19 protein-coding genes and 1 pseudogene are annotated in these 20,419 nt (G+C 66.2%); 10 read left to right on the forward strand and 10 right to left on the reverse strand.

Annotated elements, in window-relative coordinates:
• The first annotated feature begins 231 nt into the window (after positions 1–231).
• From AC57B5_RS18300 to AC57B5_RS18310, 3 genes are read left to right on the forward strand one after another with little or no spacing between them, the layout of a single operon-like run.
• Positions 232–627 carry a hypothetical protein gene (locus AC57B5_RS18300; protein ID WP_013804688.1) on the forward strand — a complete coding sequence of 132 codons (396 nt, stop codon included), beginning with the start codon at positions 232–234 and terminating at the stop codon, positions 625–627.
• Entirely contained in the window at positions 624–1,073 is a 450-nt protein-coding gene (locus AC57B5_RS18305; RefSeq protein WP_496400070.1) for a hypothetical protein, read from the forward strand. Before AC57B5_RS18300 ends, AC57B5_RS18305 begins: the two co-directional genes overlap by 4 nt.
• On the forward strand, positions 1,073–2,053 hold the full coding sequence (locus AC57B5_RS18310) for a CBASS cGAMP-activated phospholipase (protein ID WP_496400071.1): 981 nt from the start codon (positions 1,073–1,075) through the stop codon (positions 2,051–2,053). The genes AC57B5_RS18305 and AC57B5_RS18310 overlap by 1 nt, the downstream gene beginning before the upstream one ends.
• Before the next feature lie 48 nt (positions 2,054–2,101).
• On the opposite strand, the gene AC57B5_RS18315 is transcribed toward AC57B5_RS18310, so the two are convergent.
• Positions 2,102–2,416 (reverse strand): hypothetical protein, encoded by a 315-nt coding sequence (locus AC57B5_RS18315; RefSeq protein WP_034389625.1) that lies wholly within the window; start codon positions 2,414–2,416, stop codon positions 2,102–2,104.
• Between the two features lie 991 nt (positions 2,417–3,407).
• On the opposite strand from AC57B5_RS18315, the gene AC57B5_RS18320 reads away from it, so the two are divergent.
• A complete protein-coding gene (locus tag AC57B5_RS18320; protein ID WP_047219814.1) occupies positions 3,408–4,004 on the forward strand; it encodes a chalcone isomerase family protein in 597 nt (198 codons plus the stop codon).
• On the opposite strand, the gene AC57B5_RS18325 is transcribed toward AC57B5_RS18320, so the two are convergent.
• From AC57B5_RS18325 to AC57B5_RS18365, 9 genes and pseudogenes are all read right to left on the reverse strand, one after another.
• Positions 3,979–5,394, reverse strand: a complete 1,416-nt coding sequence (locus AC57B5_RS18325; RefSeq protein WP_496400072.1) for a sensor histidine kinase — start codon at positions 5,392–5,394, stop codon at positions 3,979–3,981. The two genes, AC57B5_RS18320 and AC57B5_RS18325, sit on opposite strands and share 26 nt — an antisense overlap.
• Positions 5,363–6,049, reverse strand: a complete 687-nt coding sequence (locus AC57B5_RS18330) for a response regulator transcription factor (RefSeq protein ID WP_013804692.1) — start codon at positions 6,047–6,049, stop codon at positions 5,363–5,365. Before AC57B5_RS18330 ends, AC57B5_RS18325 begins: the two co-directional genes overlap by 32 nt.
• Positions 6,027–6,527 (reverse strand): hypothetical protein, encoded by a 501-nt coding sequence (locus tag AC57B5_RS18335; protein WP_034389620.1) that lies wholly within the window; start codon positions 6,525–6,527, stop codon positions 6,027–6,029. Before AC57B5_RS18335 ends, AC57B5_RS18330 begins: the two co-directional genes overlap by 23 nt.
• A 170-nt stretch (positions 6,528–6,697) precedes the next feature.
• Positions 6,698–7,390 carry a hypothetical protein gene (locus AC57B5_RS18340; protein ID WP_180318367.1) on the reverse strand — a complete coding sequence of 231 codons (693 nt, stop codon included), beginning with the start codon at positions 7,388–7,390 and terminating at the stop codon, positions 6,698–6,700.
• A 244-nt stretch (positions 7,391–7,634) separates the two neighbouring features.
• Complete coding sequence (gene speE / locus AC57B5_RS18345; protein WP_496400122.1) at positions 7,635–8,576, reverse strand: polyamine aminopropyltransferase; 942 nt, start codon at positions 8,574–8,576, stop codon at positions 7,635–7,637.
• Between the two features lie 6 nt (positions 8,577–8,582).
• Positions 8,583–8,933 (reverse strand): annotated as a pseudogene (speD, locus tag AC57B5_RS18350) (adenosylmethionine decarboxylase); the annotation flags it as partial.
• A gap of 145 nt (positions 8,934–9,078) precedes the next feature.
• Positions 9,079–9,756, reverse strand: a complete 678-nt coding sequence (locus tag AC57B5_RS18355) for a phosphoglycolate phosphatase (protein WP_043820118.1) — start codon at positions 9,754–9,756, stop codon at positions 9,079–9,081.
• Between the two features lie 187 nt (positions 9,757–9,943).
• A complete protein-coding gene (locus AC57B5_RS18360) occupies positions 9,944–11,689 on the reverse strand; it encodes a methyl-accepting chemotaxis protein (RefSeq protein ID WP_496400073.1) in 1,746 nt (581 codons plus the stop codon).
• A 71-nt stretch (positions 11,690–11,760) separates the two neighbouring features.
• Positions 11,761–12,237, reverse strand: a complete 477-nt coding sequence (locus AC57B5_RS18365; RefSeq protein ID WP_065347166.1) for a chemotaxis protein CheW — start codon at positions 12,235–12,237, stop codon at positions 11,761–11,763.
• 334 nt (positions 12,238–12,571) lie between these two features.
• Here AC57B5_RS18365 and AC57B5_RS18370 point away from each other — a divergent pair, with 334 nt between their 5' ends.
• From AC57B5_RS18370 to AC57B5_RS18395, 6 genes are all read left to right on the forward strand, one after another.
• Entirely contained in the window at positions 12,572–14,269 is a 1,698-nt protein-coding gene (locus tag AC57B5_RS18370; protein WP_496400074.1) for a methyl-accepting chemotaxis protein, read from the forward strand.
• Positions 14,270–14,343: 74 nt separating this feature from the next.
• Entirely contained in the window at positions 14,344–15,579 is a 1,236-nt protein-coding gene (locus tag AC57B5_RS18375; RefSeq protein WP_099734962.1) for an HD-GYP domain-containing protein, read from the forward strand.
• 270 nt (positions 15,580–15,849) lie between these two features.
• Positions 15,850–16,221 (forward strand): response regulator transcription factor, encoded by a 372-nt coding sequence (locus AC57B5_RS18380; RefSeq protein ID WP_043796517.1) that lies wholly within the window; start codon positions 15,850–15,852, stop codon positions 16,219–16,221.
• On the forward strand, positions 16,221–16,985 hold the full coding sequence (locus AC57B5_RS18385; protein ID WP_096914588.1) for an HD-GYP domain-containing protein: 765 nt from the start codon (positions 16,221–16,223) through the stop codon (positions 16,983–16,985). Before AC57B5_RS18380 ends, AC57B5_RS18385 begins: the two co-directional genes overlap by 1 nt.
• Positions 16,986–16,994: 9 nt before the next feature.
• Positions 16,995–17,834, forward strand: a complete 840-nt coding sequence (locus tag AC57B5_RS18390; RefSeq protein ID WP_496400075.1) for a substrate-binding periplasmic protein — start codon at positions 16,995–16,997, stop codon at positions 17,832–17,834.
• Between the two features lie 26 nt (positions 17,835–17,860).
• Positions 17,861–20,386: a sensor histidine kinase gene (locus AC57B5_RS18395; protein WP_496400076.1), complete on the forward strand. Its 2,526-nt coding sequence runs from the start codon at positions 17,861–17,863 to the stop codon at positions 20,384–20,386.
• Positions 20,387–20,419: the final 33 nt, after the last annotated feature.

The following is a 20,419-nucleotide window of genomic DNA, read 5'->3' on the forward strand; positions in this document are numbered from 1 at the left end:
TTCAGCTGTTCAGTTGGACAGGCTTGCGCCAGGGCCAGGCTCCCCGGTCTCCACAACCTGCAATGAACATGCGATGAATGAACATAGCGGGCAAGTGTAGCGCAGACGCGGCTGGGTACAAGTGCGGACCGGCGCCTTGCGGGGGCGCCGCAGGGGCCTGCCAGCGCCACAATTGACACCATGGTCAGCCTGACCAACAATGGCAGCACAACCTGACCAGAAAGGTCGACCATGCCGTCCCATTTCTCCGCCCGCACCGACGCTGCCTTGCCCGAGGGCGAGCGCGACCCGCTGAACCGCGCCCTGCGGGACCTGAGCCATCAGGTCGGATCGGCCATGCCGCGCAACACCACGCCCATGCCAATCTCGGTCTTCAAGGCGCAGTACGGCGCGGTGCTCAAACAGGCCGACCACGACGGGGTGGCCCTCATCTCCCAGGGCCGCAAGCGCTACGTGATCGTCAGCGAGGAGCACATGGTGGCCCTGTCCGCCAACGAGCGCGCCCCCCGCACGGTGGCCGACATCTGCAGATCGCTGCCGCTGCCGCGCCAGGCCGTGGATCTGTCCGCTGCGCAAATGTCCGGGGCGCGCGGCGATATCGACGTACCCGCCCGGCGCGCGCCATGAGCCGCTACCTGCTGGGCCCCCGCTGCCTGCTGTGGATGGCGAACCAGGAGCCCGCGACCCTGGAGTGGTTCTCCACCATCCGGCCGCTGAACTGCATCGTCAGCGACCTGTCCATGGCCATCGCCAAGGCGGCCGTGGCCGAGGCATTCCACGACCTGCGCGACCGCAACGAATGGTTCTCCCTGCTCGACGCGCTGTATGCCAACCTGCGCGCCGAAGGCGCCTCCATGCTGACCAGCGTGGACAACAAGGTGCTGGAGCGCTTCATCGAATGGCGCAACTTCGCGCCGCTGGACAGCCAGGGCCCGCGGGGCACGGCGCCGCTGGCGCAGGACCTGCGGCTGCTCATCGCCACGGCCGACCTGCTCAAGGTCTGCTACACCGAACCCGCCAACCTCTACCTGACGCAGGCCGCCGCCCGGGGCGTCACCGTGCACGCGCTGTGATGGACTTCGACGTACCGCCCCTGTCCAGCGCGGTGCGCCAGGGCCTGCGCCGGCGCCGGGTCGTCCTGAGCCTGTCGGGCGGCGGCTATCGCGGCCTCTTCAGCGCCCATGTGCTGGAGCGCATCCACCGCGAATTCGGCAACGGCGACCTGCTGGAGAAAGTGGACCTGTTCGCCGGCACCTCCATCGGCGCAATCATCGCCACCGCCCTGGCCAGCGGCTGCCAGCCCGCGCGCATCAAGCAGTTGCTGCTGGACCACGGCCCCGCCATCTTTCCCTCCAAATGGCTGCCCGGCCTGCGCCAGGCCATGGGCAAGGCGCTCTATGACAGCGCCGCGCTGCGCGCAGCGATCAAGGAGGCCATGCCGCAAGCGGAGCAGTCCGCCCTGGGGCAGCTGCAGGTGCCGCTGCTGCTGCCCGCCGTGAACTGGAATTCATCGCAGCTGCACCTGCTGGCCAGCGGCGCCCTGCCCGACAGGGACCGGCTGGGCCTGACGCTGATGGACGCCATGCTGGCCTCATCGGCCGCCCCCACCTACTTTCCCGCGCACGCCGCAGCAGGCAATGTCTTCGTGGACGGCGGACTCGCCGCCAACGCGCCCGACCTGCTGGCCCTGCAGGCCGCCCGCCAGCTCTGGGGGCCGGCCGCCGACATCGTGATGATCAGCATAGGCACCGCCAACCCCCAGCAGGGCCAGGACCCCGTGGCCATGCCCCGGCGCGGGCTGACCCTGGTCAAGCCCCTGCTGGACCTGGTCATGGCCGCCCAGGAGGTCCAGGCCGTCAAGGCGGCCCGCCAGGAACTGGGCACCAGCAGCTACCTGCGCCTGAACTTCACGCAGCCCGCAGCCCAGCAAAAGCGCCTGGGCCTGGACATCGCCAACGCCGACAGCACCCGGCTGCTGCAGGCCCTGGGCGACGAATGCATCGCCGCCCTCACGGAGCAGGAAAAGACGCTGCTGAAGAACGTCCTGGGCTGAAACGCCAGGCCAAGCGAAGCGAAGGCCTGACAGGGCTTGCAAAGAGAATCAGCGCTCAAACGCCGCCGAAGCCGCAGCCATCCGCCGCAGATACGCCGGATCCTCCTGCAGGCAATGCACGTAGCTCACCTCGTCCTCCACCAGCTCCTCCATCCGCTGCGCAGCCCCGCAAATGGCCTGCAGCGCATTGGCCACCACCTCCAGATTGCGATGGCCCTCGGGCCGCTCCAGCCAGGCCAGCGCCAGCTGGCCCAGCGAGTACACCTCGCTGCTGCCCTGCAGCGTCAGCCGGCCGATCTCGGTCACGGCATGGCTCAACTGCTGCGGCGTGGGCTGGGTCAGGGTTGTGGAAGCGGTACTCATGGCGCAACCCCTCCCACAGCAGACGCGCCAGCGTGGGGCGCTTGATGGGTGGAGGGGAAGGCAGAAAAAGAAGTGCCGTACATGACGTACATGATTTACTCCTCAGCGAGACGGGAACCACCCGTCTGTGTTCTTACGCACAAACAGGTGGACGGGATGTTAAGAACACGTGCTGAGCCGTGCGGACGCCCTTGCGGGTAGCCCCATCCCGCCCGTAACCGCAGGGACGTGGGCATGCACCCACGGTCCAACAATTCAGACGTGACAAGGCCTCCTTAACGGCGAGGCCGCACCGCTCAACAGTCAAGTGTTCTTACGCACCAGCCCCTGAACAGGGGGCCGCCGCAATGATAGAGGCTTTCAAGAAGGCAAGCGCCCCGAAGCCCCAGGCCGAGCGCAGCGAAGGCCCGCACCCACTCCCCGTATGTCCGCGCCTGCGCCGTGGCGGTTGCGGGGTTGCAGTCCTGCCGCAGGACAGGACTGCTTCGTCATCTGACTCGCCGTGATTGTTTGAACGTAGCGCGCAGCGCGAAGAGAGTTTCACGGCGAACCCCGCAACCGCCACGGCGCAGGTTGCCCCGCAGCGAAGCGAAGGGGTCGCGGACATTCGGGTCGTCTTTCTTTTGCCTCCTTTTCTTTGACGAATCAAAGAAAAGGAGGTCGGCCGCCGGGCCGAAACCCGGCCTCGAAAAGAAACGCCCCGACAGGGGCTTGCAAAGAGAACCAGCGGTGCAACGCACAGACAAGGTGGACGGGATGTTAAGAACACGTGCAAAGCCGTGCGGACGCCCTCGCGGATAGCCCCATCCCGTCCATAACCGCAGAGCCGTGGGCATACACCCACGACAAGAACAGCGGACCGAGCAGGATGATAGCCACCCTCCATCGGCCCGCGAAAACCCTGTTGCCACCCCCACCCGATCCCCACAACATGTCGCCCGGACGTAACAAACCGCAACCGGGCCACAGCCCGCCCCCCGCAGGAGACACCATGACCGCCTTGCCCCGCTGGATGAAGACAGCCGCCCTGGCCATGGCGCTGGCGATGCCGCTGGCCGCCACTGCCCAGGAGCCTGCGCGCACCGTCGCGGGCGTGGCCTATCCCGCCCAGGCGGGGGTGGGCGGCCAGACGCTGCAGCTCAATGGCGCGGGCATTCGCTACAAGGCCATCTTCAAGGTCTACACGGCGGGCCTGTACCTGGAAAAGCCGGCCGCCAGCCTGCAGGAGATCGCGGCCCTGCCCGGCCCCAAGCGCGTGAGCGTGACCATGCTGCGCGAGATCGATTCGGCCGAGCTGGGCAAGCTGTTCGCGCGCGGCATCGAGGACAACATGGAGCGCGCCCGCTTCTCGCGCCTGGTGCCCGGCGTGCTGCGCATGAGCGACATCTTCACGCAGCACAAGAAGCTGCTGCCGGGCGAGAACTTCTCGGTGGACTGGGTGCCGGGCCAGGGTGCCCAGGTCTTCGTCAAGGGCCAGGCCCAGGGCGCGCCCTTCCAGGAGCCCGAGTTCTTCCAGGCGCTGCTGGGCATCTGGCTGGGCCCGCACCCGGCCGACGATCAGCTCAAGAAGGCATTGCTGGGCGGTTGAACGGCTGCGCGGGCTCCTGCACGGGCCCGGCAAAGCGCGCCTGGATCTCCAGCCCCGTGGCACCGGGCAGGGCCGTGAGCGTCCAGCCGTGGGCGCGCGCAATCTCCAGGCAGATGGGCAGGCCCAGGCCTGCGCCCAGGTCGCGCCGCTCGCTGCTACGCCAAAAGCGCTCGAAGATGCGCGGCAGGTCCTCGGGCGGCACGCCACGGCCCTGGTCCAGCACCGAAAAGCCCAGGCCGCAGGCCTTCACGGTGACGGTGGCGCCCTGCGGGCTGTGCTGCACCGCGTTCTCGATCAGGTTCTTGAGCAGCACGAACAGCGCGCCCCGGTCGGCACGCCAGGCAGGCGAGCCTTCCTTGACCTCGCAGTGGATGTGCACGCCGCATTTTTCGGAGGCGCGGGCCATGAAGTCGCAGACCTCGCCAATGATGTCGGCCGGCGCAATGTCTTCCATGCGGTAGCGCTGGTGTTCGCAGACCTCGGCCAGGTGCAGCAGCTGCTGGACCTGGCGCGCCATGTGGTCCACGTCCTTGAGCAGCTCGGGGCTGCGCCGGTCCTCGGGCTCCAGCTCGATCTGCACGCGCATCAGGGCCAGCGGCGTCTTGAGCTCATGCGCAGCCATGGACAGGAATTCCTGCTGGTTCCTGAAGCCGGCCTGCAGCCGGTCCAGCACGTGGTTGAAGGCCTCGACCAGGGGGGCGAACTCGCGCGGCAGATCCTTGGGCTGCAGCCGCGTGCCCAGCGTCTGCGGGGTGATGCGCTGGGCATCCTGCGCGGCCACGCCCAGCGGCCTGAGCATGCGCTGCAGCGTGCGGTGCGTGGAGAACAGGAACACGACCAGGAAGACCACGCCGATGGCCACCATGCCCCGCCACAGCGCGGGCAGGCCCACCGATTCGCGCAGCCAGTCCACCATGCGGTCGCTGACGGCTATCTGCACGTGCCACGTCGTGCCGTCGTGGACCAGCGTGGCCGTGCCCGCGCGCATGACCACGCCGCCGCGCTCGTAGGCAAAGGCCTTGAGCTCGGGGTCGAAGCCCTGGCCGGTCTGCGTCAGCGGCTGCATTTCGCCGTTGGGGGCGAAGACCACACGGCCGCGGGCGTCGGTGATGCGCAGCTGCATTTCCTCGCCCAGGCTGGTCAGCATCCAGGCCTTGAGTTCACGCTCGCTGAACCCCTGGGGCACGCCCTTGGCGTCGAAGCTCACCCACTCGGCCAGCTTTTCGGCCGCATGCCCCATGCCGCGCTGCAGCGCGTAGCTGTCGAAGGGCTTGGCGACGAGGATCACCAGCGCGCCCACCAGCAGCGCGCTGAACACCATGCTCAACCCATAGACGGCCAGCAGCCGCGAGCGCAGGCTACCGGGCCAGCAAAGGTTCGCGAAGCGCATAGCCCTGACCCCGGATGTTGACGATTTCCATGCACGAGCCGGCCGCGGCCAGCTTGCGGCGCAGCCGGTGCAGGGCCACATCGAGGGCGTTGGGCGTGACCACGCTGCTCATGCCCCAGGCCGCCGCCTCCAGCGTGGAGCGGCGCACCGTGGCGCCGGCCTTGCGCACCAGGCTGAGCATGATCTGCAGCTCCGCCGGCGGCAGCGCGATGGCCGAGCCCGCGCAGTGCATGCAGGCCTGCTGCGGGCTGATGCTGATGTCGCCCAGTTGCGGCGCCAGCTCCTGCACCAGGGCCGGGCGGCGCAGCAGGGCGCGCACGCGGGCGATCAGTTCTTCCATGGGAAAGGGCTTGGTCAGGTAGTCGTCGGCCCCGGCTTCCAGGCCGCCCACGCGGTCGCTGAGCGCGTCACGGGCCGTGAGCATCAGGCAGGGCGTGGAGCGGCCTGCGGCGCGCAGGCGCTGCACCAGTTGCAGGCCGTCGCCATCGGGCAGGCCGCGGTCGATGACGATGACGCCGTAGTCGATGTCCTGCAGGGCCAGCCAGGCCGTGGAGATCTGGTGGAAGACGTCGGTCTCTATGCCGGAGTTGGCCAGCGAGCGGCTGACCAGCGTGGCCAGCCTGGCATGGTCCTCAATTAATGCGATGCGATTCATGGTTTCCGTCGTTGCCGCACAGGGACAGCAAATGCTCCCTGATCCCGGTGATGCGCTGCGGCGCCATGGGCTCGACCAGCACATGGATGACCCACAGGTCCTCGACCATGGCGCGGCATTGCAGGGCAATGTCCTCGGACACCAGATCGTCGGCGCATGCCGCGTCCACGAAATCAAACCATATGTTCTGGAATCTTGCGCGGGTCAGCAACTGTGCGGCCGTCTTCTGGCCGCGCTGGCGGGACAGGGCATGCTCGCAGACGCAGCGCACGTAGGCGCGCAGGTGGCGTGCGGGGCCTGGCGGCTCCTCGGCCAGCGCCTGCAGCAGATCCTCGCGGAACTTGAGGATGAGCAGCTCGAAGATCGTCTCCAGCCGCACGGCACGGTGCTGGCTGCATTCTTGGAAGCGCGAACCCAGGGAATACGCCTGGCCCGCCGCCTGGATACCTATCACGTCCTGGTAGATGGAGGCTTGCATTGCGATGGCACGTTCTGTCGTTTCAGGCTCCGTCGGTCCGCCGCGAGAGCGGCAAACCTTCGGGGAAAACGGCCATGCTCCCCGATTGCGTCTTACTGGCGACTTACCGGCCCCTGAATCTGCCCCATTACACCGGGAATATGCAGGCGGCCGGTTTGATCAATATTGGCTCAAATATCTTCCTGCCAGCCAGAAACATACCTGACCAGCGCCCACTGTGCCAGCCACAGTGCCATATAGCCAAAGGTCTCCACCAGCTCCTCCAGCACGATCACCTGATAATCAAACCATTGCTGCAGGACAATGAAGCCATGACCTTCCGCATTGGTGGATATCACCATGGCCGCGACAAATATCGCCAGGCTGAATATCGGCAGCGCCTTCTCGCGCACCAGGCGCTTGATGACCTTGTTCCAGACACCGTGGCGCACAAACCAATAGCAGCACAGCAGCAGCATGGCACCCACCACCCATTTGACGGCGGGCCGGTACCACAGCACCTGGGAGCTGATCACCGGCCCCCACTTGCCAGCCTCCAGGCTGGGCAGGAAAGCCGCGCCCCAGGCCAGTTCACGCCCCAGAAAGGCCAGCCAGAACAGGGAGGCGATCCACCACAGTGGCGCTGCAAAGGAGCCCTTTTGCCGCCGCGCCGCAACCAGGGCCGCCACCATGCCCAGCAGCAGGGTCACGGCCTGGATATTCTCCAGGAATCCATTTTCCCAGCTCAGGCTCTGCGGCAAGACAAAGCTCAGGGGGAAACTCAATACCAGTCCCGCCAACAAAGCCCAATTCCAAAGCCGCAGCAAGGAATCATCATGGTATTTGGACGCGGATATTCTTGTTTTTGAAAGGGAAGCAGTCATTTTGATACAGGGCGTCTGGCGCTTTATCTGTTGATATGGTTTTTGCAAGCACGCAATATCCCGGAAATACTTACCAGGAAGCCGGAAAAATGGCGGGCGCACGGGCCTTCCCGCCGTTTTTCATTACAGCAGACTTGCCACCAGATTGCAGCACTGTGTCAAATTTGCCCTGCCGGGCGCGCAGTTGCCACCGCAGCCCGGCCAGGGCGGGCCGGGCGCGGCCCGTTGCCGGAACGGGCTGGGCTCAGGCGACGCGGACCGCGCGCGGGGGCAGCGCCGCCAGGGGCGCGGGCTGCACCAGGTCGCGGTAATAGTTGGGCAGCGCGAACAGTGCGGGGTGCACTTCGGCGTTGTAGTAGCGCAGGTCGGGCAGGCGGCGCTCGGCCAGGCGCTGGCGCAGCTGGGCGAGGGGCAGCGCCGCCGCATCCAGCGTGTCGGAGGCCACGGCCAGGCCCCAGTAGGCGCCGTACAGGGGGATGTAGAGGCCGTAGCAGCGCACGATGGCAAAGCGCTCGCGCAGGCTGGCCACCAGCCGCGCCACCTGCTCGCCATGGAAGACGGGGCTGCCCAGGTGCAGCACCAGGGCGCCGCCCGGCGCCAGCACGCGCTTCATGCGCGCCAGGGCCTGGTCGGAGTACAGCGCGCTGGCAGGCGTGTCGGGGTCGGTGAGGTCCATGAGCGCGAGGTCGAAACGCTCCTCGGTGTGCTCCACCATGGCCATGCCGTCGCCTATGCGCAGCTGCAGGCGCGGGTCATCGAACACGCCCCGGTGCACCTGCTGCAGGTGCGTGCGTGCGGCCTGGACCACGGCCTCGTCCAGCTCGGCCACCACCACCTGCTCCATGGACGGGTGCTTGAGCAGCTCCTCGGCCGCGCCGCCATCACCACCGCCCAGGATCAGCGCCTTGCGCGGCGCCGGGTGGGCCAGGGCAGCGGGATGGACCAGGGCCTCGTGGTAGAAGAATTCCTCGCGTTCGGAGGTCATGAAGCGCCCATCCAGTCGCAGCACCTTGCCGAACTGCGGCGTGTGCAGCAGCTCCAGTTCCTGATGGGGCGTCTGCACGGTTTCGCGCCGCGTGGCGCGCCAGCCAAAGCGCGCATGGGGCGTGAGCGCCTCCAGCGCCCAATCGCCCTCATCGGCCGCCGCCGCCGTGGCCTGGACGCCGGGGCCGATGTCGCCGCGCATGAGCTGCTGGCGCACGACGCGGCCCGGCGCGTAGGCGGCGATCACGCCCTCCATCAGCGCGCGGGCCTTGCCCGAGTTGTCGGCGGAGAAGTTGCAGACATAGACATCGACGGTGACGCAGCCGGTCTCGGGCCAGGTGTGTATGGCCAGGTGCGATTCGGCCAGCAGCACGGTGCCCGTGACGCCGCCGGGCTGGCCCTGGTAGTCCGGGAACTTGACCCAGCGGTCCTCCACCAGGGTCAGGCCGGCCTGCGCGGTCTGTGCGCGGCACAGGGCGGCGATGGCATCGGCGTCGAGCATGTGGCGCGCGTCGCCCTGGCATTGGTAGAGATCGGCGGTCAGGTGCAGTCCGTGCATGTGGCGTGCTTCCTCCTTGTCTGTGGCCGGATCGCGGCCAGGATGGCAAAGCAGACGACTCTAGCAAAAACATAAATCGCACCGTCAAAGTGCGTTAACCATCGCCAAATCCCATTCTTTTTCCAAAAAACTGGAACTGTGCAAATCAGGCCAGTTCGGTCAGCGCATCGACAAAGCCGTCGGCATCGACCTGGCGCACGGGCTGGCCGTGGTTGTAGCCGTAGCTGACCAGCACCACGGGGCAGCCCGCGGCGCGCGCGGCCTGGGCGTCGTTGCTGGAGTCACCCAGCATCAGCGTGCGCGCGGGGGAGGTGCCCAGGGCCTCGCAGGTCTTGAGCAGGGGCAGCGGGTCGGGCTTCTTGCGCTCGAAGGAATCGCCGCCGAAGACCTGCTCGAACAGCGGCGCCAGGCCTTTTTGTGCCAGCAGCGGCTGCGCGAAGGACAGCGGCTTGTTGGTCAGGCAGGCCAGCCGCAGGCCGCGTGCGCGCAGGGCCTGCAGGCCTTCGAGCACGCCCGGATAGACCTCGGCGAACTGGCCGTTGAGCTGCAGGTAGTGGTGCTCGTAGCGCTGCCAGGCCTGGCCGTAGATGGCATCCACATCGGCCGCGCCCACATGGGCCAGCACCGAGCGGATCAGGTGCTCCGAGCCCTTGCCCACCATGTTCTCGATGGCCTGCGGGGCGATGGCCGGCAGTTGCAGGTCCGCCAGCATGCGGTTGAGGGCTTCGGCGAAGTCGCCCAGGGTGTTGACCATGGTGCCGTCGAGATCGACGATGGCGGCGTCCAGTTGCTGTGGGTTCAACGGAATGAAGTTTGAAATCATGAAATGGGGGTGTCGAAAGCCGGGGGCTGCCTGCGCAGGAACAGCGTTGAAAATATCAGAACTTGCGCGGGCCCTGGGACTAGGGCCTTGCGTCCCCTGGCAGCCCCTGCATGGCCGTGGCCCCGTATCCCGGTGTGCCGCGATGCGGTCTGACGAGTGCCAGGGCGGCACGCAAGGGGGAGGTTGATCAGAACGACACCCAGTCGTCCTGCTCCTGCGCTTGCTTGTGCACGGGCTGCACGGGCTGCACAGGCTGTACGGCGCGGGCAGCCTGGCGTGCGGGGAGTGCCGCTGTCGCGGGTGCGGGCTTGCGCGCCCGCACCGTCGGTTGCGGGAGCGGCGGGGTCGGGGAAAGCTGCGCCGCATGGCCTCCCAGCTGGAAGATCGACACGGCCTGCACCAGCTGCTGTGCCTGCGTTCTGAGGCTGGCCGCTGCCGCCGCACTTTCCTCCACCAGCGCCGCATTTTGCTGCGTTACCTGGTCCATCTGGCTGACGGCCTTGCCGACCTGCGCTACCCCCGCGCTTTGCTCATCACTGGCACTGCTGATCTCACCCATGAGATCGGTCACGCGCTGGATGGAATGCAGCACTTCCGCCATGGTGGCTCCGGCTTGGTCAGCCAGCTCGGTACCCTGTTTGACGCGTGTGGCACTGGTGGCGATGAGCTGCTTGATTTCCCGGGCGGCCTGCGCGCTGCGCTGCGCCAGGTTGCGCACCTCACCGGCCACCACGGCAAAGCCTTTTCCCTGCTCGCCCGCGCGGGCCGCCTCGACCGCGGCGTTGAGCGCCAGGATGTTGGTCTGGAACGCGATGCCGTCGATCACGCCCACGATTTCGCCGATCTGGCGCGAGCTTTCGCTGATGTCCTGCATCGCATTGACGACCTCCTGCACGGAGCCGCCGCCCTTGGTGGCCACCTGGCTTGCTCCCAAGGCGAGTTGATTGACCTGCCTGGCGTTGTCCGCGTTTTGCTTGACGGTGGTCGACAGCTGCTCCATCGACGCTGCAGTCTCCTGCAAGGCACTGGCCTGCTGTTCGGTGCGCTGGCTCAAGTCGGCATTGCCATTGGCGATTTCCGTGCTGCCGCCGGCGACCCCGTCGGCATTGTTGCGAACTTCATGGACGACAGAGACCAGACTCTTGAGCATGGCATTGAGCGATGCCTGGACGCTGCCTTCAGGGGCTTGGTGGCGAAGCAATTCAGGGCTGAGATTGCCCTGGGCAATCTGTTGCGCGACGTCGCCCAGTTGTGCCGGCTCCGCACCCAGGGCGCGCGTCAGGCCGCGTGCTATCAGTTGCCCCATCAGCACAGCCAGGACAAAGGCCATGACGCTGGCGGCGATCAGTATGTTTCTGCGGTGCGCGTAGGCCTGCGCGGCCTCCTCGATCATCTGCTGTGAACGCAGGCGGGTCAGTTCACTGTACTGGCGGGTGGCCTCGATCAGCTGCGCCAACAAGGGCCGGCACTCTTCGTTCATCTTGCGGATCGCTGCCTCCTTCTGGTTTTGCAGAGCCAGGGACACGATGTCGGTAGCGACCGGTCCATAGCGTTGCTCCACGCCCGCAATTTTGGCAACCAGATCACGTGCATCGGCCGCAACATCCTTCGAAGCCATTTTGGCCTGGAGTTCGGCCAGCGAGGTGTTGACGTCGGTGTGCGCGGAGGTCACGGCATCCTTCTCCGCCGCCAGGTCTGCAGGCGAGGTCACCAGCACCAGGTTGCGCGCCGCGATCGCCCGGCGGTCCACGGCTGTGCGAACCCTCTCTGCCAGGTGTGCACGGGCGTTGACGCCTTCGACGAAGCGGACAAGATTCTGATTTGCCTCGCTCAACGCCTGAAGGGCCAGCAGGGACACCACCATGGTGACAAGCGCCAGGCAAGTGAAGGCCGCGGAAAGTTTGGTCTTGACAGTCCAGAAGCGAGGATTCATGACGCGTCTCCAGTGGGATGGGCAAATTGCGGTGTACGGGCGGGGAAAAGGGGCGTGCCGGAGCACATGGCTCAGCTCGAAGCGCAGTCCGGCAGGGCTGCCGTGGCCGTCGCCAGGAGCTTGTCGGCATCGATCAGCAGCAGCGAGCGCTCATTGAGCACGCCCAGGGCGAGAAGGCAGTCATTGACGAGGCCCCCGCCCATGGCGGGCACGGCGCGCAGGTCCTGCGGCATGAGCGTCACCACGTCGGTGACCCCCTCCACCACCATGCCCGTCACTCCGCCGGGCAGGCGCAGCATGATGGTCACGGTGCAGGCGTCGTACGGCTTGGGCGCAAGGCCCAGCCTGAGCCGCAGATCGATGACGGGAATGACCTCTCCGCGCAGTTCCAGCACGCCGTTGAAGTAGGCGGGGCCGTTGGCAATGCGCATGGGCGACTCGTAGGACCGGATCTCCTGCACTTGCAGCAGGTCGATGCCGAACTCCTCATCGTCCACGCGGAAGGAGAGCCATTGCTTGGTGGTGTCGGTCTTCAGTGCATGCGGCATCTTTATCACTCCAATCAAATTTATTTGATGAATTTGATAAAAATTTAACAGAGAGCAAAGAGCAGCACAACTGGTTGTTACATTTTTTGGTGGGGCTGATGCCTCGCCGCGCGGGCCAGCCGGAGCGCGTCACCAAGCGCTGCTGCACTGTGGCGACGGCTTATCCAGAGAGGTAGAGGACTGCGGGGTGGCTCGGGCGCAGCGCATCCCGGAGCAATGGCCCAGTAAAACTGAATTGATAAATTCAATCACTCAAGATGGGCGCAAGCTTGGTAAATTATCAAATAAATCATATTGATCAAAATTACCAACCGCATCCCGGGAGCCCCCCACCATGTTCCTCCGCCTTCTGTCCATCCGCACACGGCTCATCGTTGCCTTCACCCTGCTCCTGCTGCTGCTCAGCACGGTGGCGGCCATCGGCTCCCTGCAGATCGCCCGGGTCCAGTTCAATGCCAACGACCTGGGCACCAACTGGCTGCCTTCCACCAATGTGCTGGCCTCGATCCGGGCCACGGCCAACGCGGCACGCCGCGCGGGGCTGCGCCACGTGATCGAGGAGGACGCGCAAAGGAAGCGCGCCCAGGAGGACCTGCTGCTGCAGGCCCAAAAAACCCTGGAGTCGGAGCTGGCCGTCTATGAAAAGCTGGTGTCCTCGCCTGAGGAGCGGCAGCTGTATGACAGGATGCTGGTGCTGTGGAACGCGGCCCGCGCCGCTGACCGCAAGATGGTGGAGCTGTCCAGCGCAGGGCCCGAGCAGGCAGCCCAGGCGCGCGCAATGGCCACGGGCGCGGCCGCTCAGGCATTCGCCCAACTCATGGACGTCGTCGGCCAGGACATCGCGCTGAACCAGGAAGGCGGACGCAAGGCCACCGAGCAGGCCGAGAAGGACTACCACCTGGCGCTGTACCTGCTCGGCGGCCTGGCCGCCCTGGCCGTGGTCTTGGGCGCCGTGCTGGCCTGGGCGATCACGCGCTCGATCACCGAGCCCCTGCGCATGGCGGTCTCGGTGGTGGACACCGTGGCGCACGGCGACCTCACGGCCAACATCGTGGTGCAGGGCAGGGACGAGCCAGCCCAGTTGCTCTCCGCCATGAGCAGCATGAACGACAAGCTGCGTGAAATCATGGGCCGTGTACGCCAGAGCAGCGACTCCATTGCCACGGGATCGAGCGAGATCGCCTCTGGCAGCCTGGACCTGAGCCAGCGCACCGAGCAGCAGGCCAGCAACCTTGAGGAAACGGCTGCCTCGATGGAGGAACTCACAGCCACGGTGCGCACGAATGCAGACACGACCCAGCAGGCCAACAAGGTGGCCTCGGCCGCCTCGGCCTCGGCTGTCGAGGGGGGCAAGTCCGTGGCCCTGGTGGTGCATACCATGCAGGACATCTCGGAGGCCTCGCGCAAGATTGCCGAGATCACGAACGTCATCGACGCCATTGCCTTCCAGACCAACATCCTGGCGCTCAACGCAGCCGTGGAGGCCGCGCGGGCCGGCGAGCAGGGCCGGGGCTTCGCGGTGGTCGCCAGCGAGGTGCGCGCGCTGGCCCAGCGCTCGGGCACGGCGGCCAAGGAGATCAAGGAGCTGATCGGCGCCAACCTGCAAAAGGTCGAGCAGGGCACCGAGGTGGCGACCCGGGCCGGCGAGCAGATGGGCCGCATCGTGGAGCAGGTGCGCAGCGTGGACACCATGATCAGCGAGATCTCCAGCGCATCGGCCGAGCAGGCGGTGGGCATCCGTCAGGTCGGCGAGGCGGTGAGCCAGCTCGACCAGATGACGCAGCAAAACGCGGCGCTGGTCGAGCAAAGCTCGGCCGCTGCAGGCAGCCTGGAGCAGCAGGCCGCCGCCCTGGCGCAGATCGTCTCCACCTTCAAGATGCATCCCGGGCATGGCGCAAGCCAGCCTGGCGGGCCGCGCGCCGCGACCGCCCAGGCCATGGCCCCCAGGCAAGCGCAGCCCTCCAGGCCGCCACGCCTGTCGCCCGCCCGTGCGCAGCCCCAGGTCAAGGATGAAGAATGGGCGGCCTTCTGACCTGGATTCGTACCGAAGCAGGCAAAAGGCGGCAAGATGGTGCATCCATGTGAACCGTTGCGGGGTCCGAGTTCATGATCAAGCGCATCAGCGTGCGCCAGTTGCGGCTGGGCATGTTTCTGGAAAGCCTCTGCGGCAGCTGGATGGAACACCCGTTCTGGCGCAGCCGCTTCAAGCTGGAAGACCCTGCCGACCTGGCGAGGATCCTACAGTCCCCCATTCAGGAAGTGTGGATCGATACCGCCAAGGGCCTGGATGTTGCGCAAGGCGGGCCGTCTTTCACCCGCGAGCAGGTGGACACCGTGATCGACGCCCAACTGTCCGAGATCTCGCAGCTGGCCGAGCTGGAGTGCGAGCTGCGGCCCGTTGCCTTCGAGGAGGAGGTGAAGCGGGCCGCCCGCATCTGCCACCAGTCCAGGCAGGCGATCACCGCCATGTTCCGCGAGGTGCGCATGGGCAGGGAGATCAACCAGGACGAGGCCCGCTACGTGGTCGCCGAGGTGTCCGATTCGATCATCCGCAATCCCAGCGCCATGATCAGCATCGTCAGGCTCAAGAACAGCGACGACTACACCTACATGCACTCGGTGGCGGTCTGCGCCCTGATGATCGTGCTGGCACGCCAGCTCGACCTGCCACCGCAGCAGGTGCGCGAGGCGGGCTATGCGGGCCTGCTGCACGATATCGGAAAGATGGCGATCCCCGCCCCCATCCTGAACAAGCCGGGGCGCCTGACCGACAGGGAGTTTGCCGAGGTCCGTGAGCATCCGGCGCGAGGGCTGGAGCTGCTCAAGGCCGGTGGCGTCGATGACCCGGTCGTGCTGGACGTCTGCCTCCACCACCACGAGAAGGTGGATGGCACGGGCTACCCCCACAGGCTGCGCGGCGAGGACATCAGCCTGTTCGCGAAGATGGGCGCGGTCTGCGATGTCTACGACGCCATCACCTCGGACCGCCCCTACAAGCGCGGCTGGGATCCTGCGGAGGCGGTGCACAAGATGGCCGAATGGAGTGCCGGCCACTTCGACAAGACCGTTTTCCAGGCCTTCGTCAAAAGCATAGGCATCTATCCGGTGGGCTCCCTGGTGCGGCTGACCACGGGCAGGCTGGGGGTGGTCATCGACCCTGGCCGCCAGTCCCTGACCTGTCCGCAGGTCAAGGTGTTCTATTCCACGGCCAGCGGCATGCGGATGGCACCGGAGACCGTTGACCTGGCCCGGCCTGGGTGCACGGAGAAGATCGTCAGCCGGGAAGACCCTGCGAAATGGGGCTTCACAGACCTCGATGCACTGTGGAAGGACGAGGCCTAGGAACGGGCCCTGCGCACAGGCGCAGCGGCAGGTCTGCGACGAACCTGCCCCAGGGCTGCCACCTGCCCGGCTGGCGGCTCAGTTGCGCCTTCTGCCCCCCCTAGCGCGTTTTGACTGCCTGCGACTTGTCGCGATCGTGCATGGGTCGCGCCCATCGGAGCACCTTGCCAGGCACGGATCTGATAGAAAAATTCAATAAAATTTGATGAAATTGATATTTATGATTCACATGTCGGATCAAATTTCCGTTTCGGCATGAAAGATCTCCCCATGCAAAAAATACTCATCGTCGAAGACCATGCAGACATCCGCAAGCTGCTGCGCATGACGCTGGAACTCCGTGACTTCGAAGTCGTAGAGGCTTGTGACGGCGATGAGGCCTGGACGATGGCCCAGAGGCTCAGGCCCGACATCGTCCTGCTCGACATCATGATGCCGGGCACCATCAATGGCCTGGAGGTTTGCAGCCGCATCAAGAGCTCCTACGAGCTGCTGCATACGCTGGTCATCCTGCTGACGGCCCGGGGCGGCGCCGAAGACCGCAAGGCGGGCATCCTCGCCGGAGCCGACGAATACCTGGTCAAGCCCTTCAGCACATTGAAGCTGCTGGAGACGATCGAAAGCCTGCAGAGGATCGCCTGATGGCCCAGTACCAGACCGGCACCCCGAGGGAGCCATCGCGACGTTTCGATCCTGCGGCCGTGGAGCAGATGGAGCTGCTCATCCAGGACTTCGGCCGCATGTACCGCGAGCGCAACGACCTTCTCAAGGAAGTGACACGTGCCCACCACGAGACCCTGCTGCGCCTGGCCATGGCCGCAGAGCTCAAGGATGACGATACCGGCTCGCACATCGTCCGCATCGGCTACCTGTCGGAGGCCCTGGCCCTGCGCCTGGGCTGCCGCATCGAATTCGCCAGCCTGCTGCGCAAGGCGGCCCCGATGCATGACATAGGCAAGGTCGGCATCCCGGACACCATCCTCAAGAAGGAGGGTCCGCTGGGTCCCGAGGAGCGCCTCGTCATGAACCGGCATGCCGAGATCGGCGCACGCCTGCTGGGCCAGTCACGCATCCCCGTGTTCCAGATGGCCGCCGAGATCGCCGCAAGCCACCACGAACGCTTCGACGGCAAGGGCTATCCGCAGGGATTGGCAGGCGAAGAGATCCCGCTGTCGGCTCGTATCACGTCCATCGTCGATATCTTCGACGCGCTCACCATGGACCGGGTGTACCGGCCGGCGTTCGGGCGGGAGCAGGCCCTGGAGATGATCGCGGCGGAACGGGGCAAGGCCCTGGATCCCGGAATCGTCGACGCTTTCATGGACAACATCGAAGAGCTCGATGCGCTGCGCCTGGCGCTGACCCGGCAGGCTCCGTCCTTCACCGAACTGATCGACACACCCTGAAAGCCCGCAATGCGCCCCTCATCGACCTGTTTCGGCGCACCGCCTCAGCGGCGCGTGCTGGCCCGTCTGGCAGCCGCTGCCGGATTGCTGCTGTGTCTGGTGCCATGGTCCGGCTCTGCCGCAGCTGGCGAGGTGCTGGAGCGGATTGCATCCACGGGCGCCCTGCGTGTGTGCATATGGCCAGACTACTACGGCATCACGTTCCGTGACGCGCGCACAGGCAGGCTGACGGGCATCGATGCGGAGCTCTCGGTGGAGCTGGCCAAGGACCTGGGCGTGCGGGTGCAGTATGTGGACTCCTCCTTTCCCAGGCTGATACCTGACCTGCTGGAGTCGCGCTGCGATGTCGCCATGTTCGCCGTGGGCATCTTTGCCCAGCGCCAAAAGCAGCTGCGCTTCACGCAGCCGTATCTGAGCAGCGACATCTACGGTGTGACCACCAAGAGCAATCAGACCGTGCAATCCTGGGCGGACATCGACCAGCCTGGCGTGCAGGTCGCCGTGCAGCGCGGCACCTTCATGGAGCCCGTGATGCGCGAGACGCTCAGGCATGCGCGCCTCGTGCCCACCGAGCCACCCCAGAGCCGGGAAAAAGAACTCATGGCGGGGCGCGTGGACGTGTTCATGACCGACTACCCCTATAGCCGCAGGCTGCTCGACAGCTCCGACTGGGCCCGGCTGATCGCGCCGCCCAAGCCGTTTCATGTAATTCCATACGGCTACGCGACCAGTCCGGCCGACACCCAGTGGCTCGCTCGCCTGGACCAGTTCGTCTCCGACATCCGGCGCGACGGCCGGCTGGCCCGGGCGGCGCGCAACAACGGCCTGACCGCGATCGTTGCCCCCTGACCCTCCTTGCGCAGGAGCCCATCACCATGCCGCACAGAGCCGCCATGCATCGCTTCCTGGGGGCCAGGCGCAGCGCCCACATCAAAGCCTGGATCCTGAGCTTTGCGCTGTGCGTGCTGGCGGGGCTTGTGCTCTTCATCTGGGGCCAACTGCACACCAAGGCCGAGCAAAGCAGATCCCAGGCCGCACTGCTCAGCCGTGTACTGGAAGACCAGACCGGCAAGACCTTCGAGACCGGCGATGTCGCCCTGGCGAGCCTGGCCCACAATCCGGTCATCCTGTCCGCCGACAGCCCGCGCGCCGCGCGCGAGGCGGCCATGGCGCAAGTGGTCGCCCAACTGCCGGTTCTGCGCAGCATGGCGCTGCTCGATGGCCAGGGCCACATCCTGGCGAGCACGCAGGCGGGCGAAGCCGGCCTGCAGATCGAGGTGCAGCAGTTGCTGCCGGCCAATGCATCGGCTCCGGTCCTGGGCAAGGTGCAACTGGGACGCCTTGTCAGCGGCCGCAGCCTCTCTTCCCTGACATTGGCCCCGCATGCAATACCGCGGGGCGTCCACTACCTGCCCCAGATCCTGGCCTTCGAAAACGACAGCGGCGCACCCGCCGTGCTGGTGGGCCTGATCAATCCCGATGCCGTGGCCAACTTCTACCAGGCCACGCTGGAAACCCTCAGCTACGAGGCGGTGCTGCTGAGCTACGACGGCCAACCGCTGGCCAGCACGAACGCAGGCGGGGGCGTACAAACGGCCTCTGCGCGCAAGACCCCCATCTTCCAGAAATGGCTGCCAGGCAGCGAATTCGGCTCCTACATTGGCGCCGGCCTGCTCGGCCCCCATGAGATCGTGTCCTTTCGCACGGTCCGCAACTGGCCCCTGCTGCTGGTGGTGGAGGAGCCCTACGCGGCGGTGATCGCGCGCTGGCGTGACGATGCCTTCGCCTTCTTCGTTGCCGGACTTGCGCTTCTTGCCCTGGTGCTCGGCCTGAGCGCGTCGGTGCTCAAGACCCGCAGGGTCCAGAAGTCGGCACAGCAGGCCATGGAAAAGGCCCAGGCGCGCATAGCCCGCAGCGAGCATGAGATGGCCGTGCTCATGCGCAGCGTGCAGGAGCTGATCTTCCGCACCGACAGCCATGGCAGGCTGACCTTCGTGAACGCCCGCTGGGAGCAGTGGACCGGGCAGCCCAGCGCCGAGGCGGTAGGGCAGCCGCTGGAGGGCATCGTGCATGAAGCCTGCAGGCCCCAGATCCAGGCACTGCTCGACCCCCAGGCCAAGCTGGCCCTGCGCAACTGCCAGGCGCGCTTTCGACTTCCCGACGAAAGGGAAATACTCTGCGACATCGCCGTGGTTCCCCTGCTGCGCGAGGGCCGGCTGGTGGGCTTTGCCGGCAGCGCCGTGGACGTGACCGCCCGCTGGAAGGCCCAGCAGGAACTGCAGACCCAGCTGGCCTTCCAGCACCTGCTGTTCGAGACCACGCCCCTGCCCATGCTGGTCACGAACGCGGGCCAGCGCGTGGCCCTGGTGAACAAGGCCTGGGAAGACTTCTTTGGCAGGTGCCGCTACGCCGTGCTTGGCCATGAGGTCGAGGGCCTGCACTCTGGCGACCATGACCTGCTGCAGATGCACGGCAATGAGGATGTGATGCGTTCAGGCCAGCCCATGGTGCTGGAGGCCCGGCTGCCCCATGTGGACGGCAGCTACCGCGACGTGCAGATCTCCAAGGCGGCAGTCAAGGATGCCCAGGGCCGGATCACCGGCGTGCTCAGCATTTTTGTGGACGTGAGCGAATTCCGCGCGGCCGAGCATGCCATCCACGAAGCCCGCGACGCGGCCGAAGAGGCCTTCCGCGTGAAATCGGAATTCGTGGCCAACATGAGCCACGAGCTGCGCACCCCGCTGCAGTCCATCATGGGCTTTGCCGAGCTGGGCGGCCTGCGCTCTCACGGCAATGCCGCGATGGCAGACATGTTCAACGACATCCATGCAGCCGGCCAGCGCATGCTGGCCCTGGTCAACGACCTGCTGGACGTGGCCAAGCTGGAAAGCGCCGTGGGAACCATCCACCTGGAACGCACCGACCTCAGAAGCCTGATACGGCCCGTGGTGCGCGAGCTGGAGCCGCAGCAGCAGCACAAGCTCATCGACCTGCGGCTGGAGCTCGACGACACGCCGCTGATCGCCAAGGCCGACCCCGTGCGCTTTCAGCAGGTGGTGCGCAATGTGCTGGCCAATGCCATCAAGTTCTCGCCCATCGGCGGGCGCATCGATGTGCAGGGCCGCATCGACGGACAAGGCGATATCTGCATTGCCGTCTCCGACCAGGGACCGGGCATTCCGCCGCAGGAACTGGACAAGATCTTCCAGCCCTTCGTGCAGTCCAGCAAGACCAAGGACGGCTCGGGCGGCACGGGCCTGGGCCTGGCCATCTGCCGCAAGATCATCGACACCATGGACGGCACCGTCGTCGCCAGCAACGGCCCCGCGGGAGGGGCCCTGTTCTGCATCACCTTGCCCACCCGCAATGCCATGGAAACCCGTCCAGCCGAGTTGACATAGCCGGCACCAGCACCGGCACTGGCGCCGGGACGC

Source organism: Delftia sp. BGA-UO-ETr-SB1 (assembly GCF_059567865.1).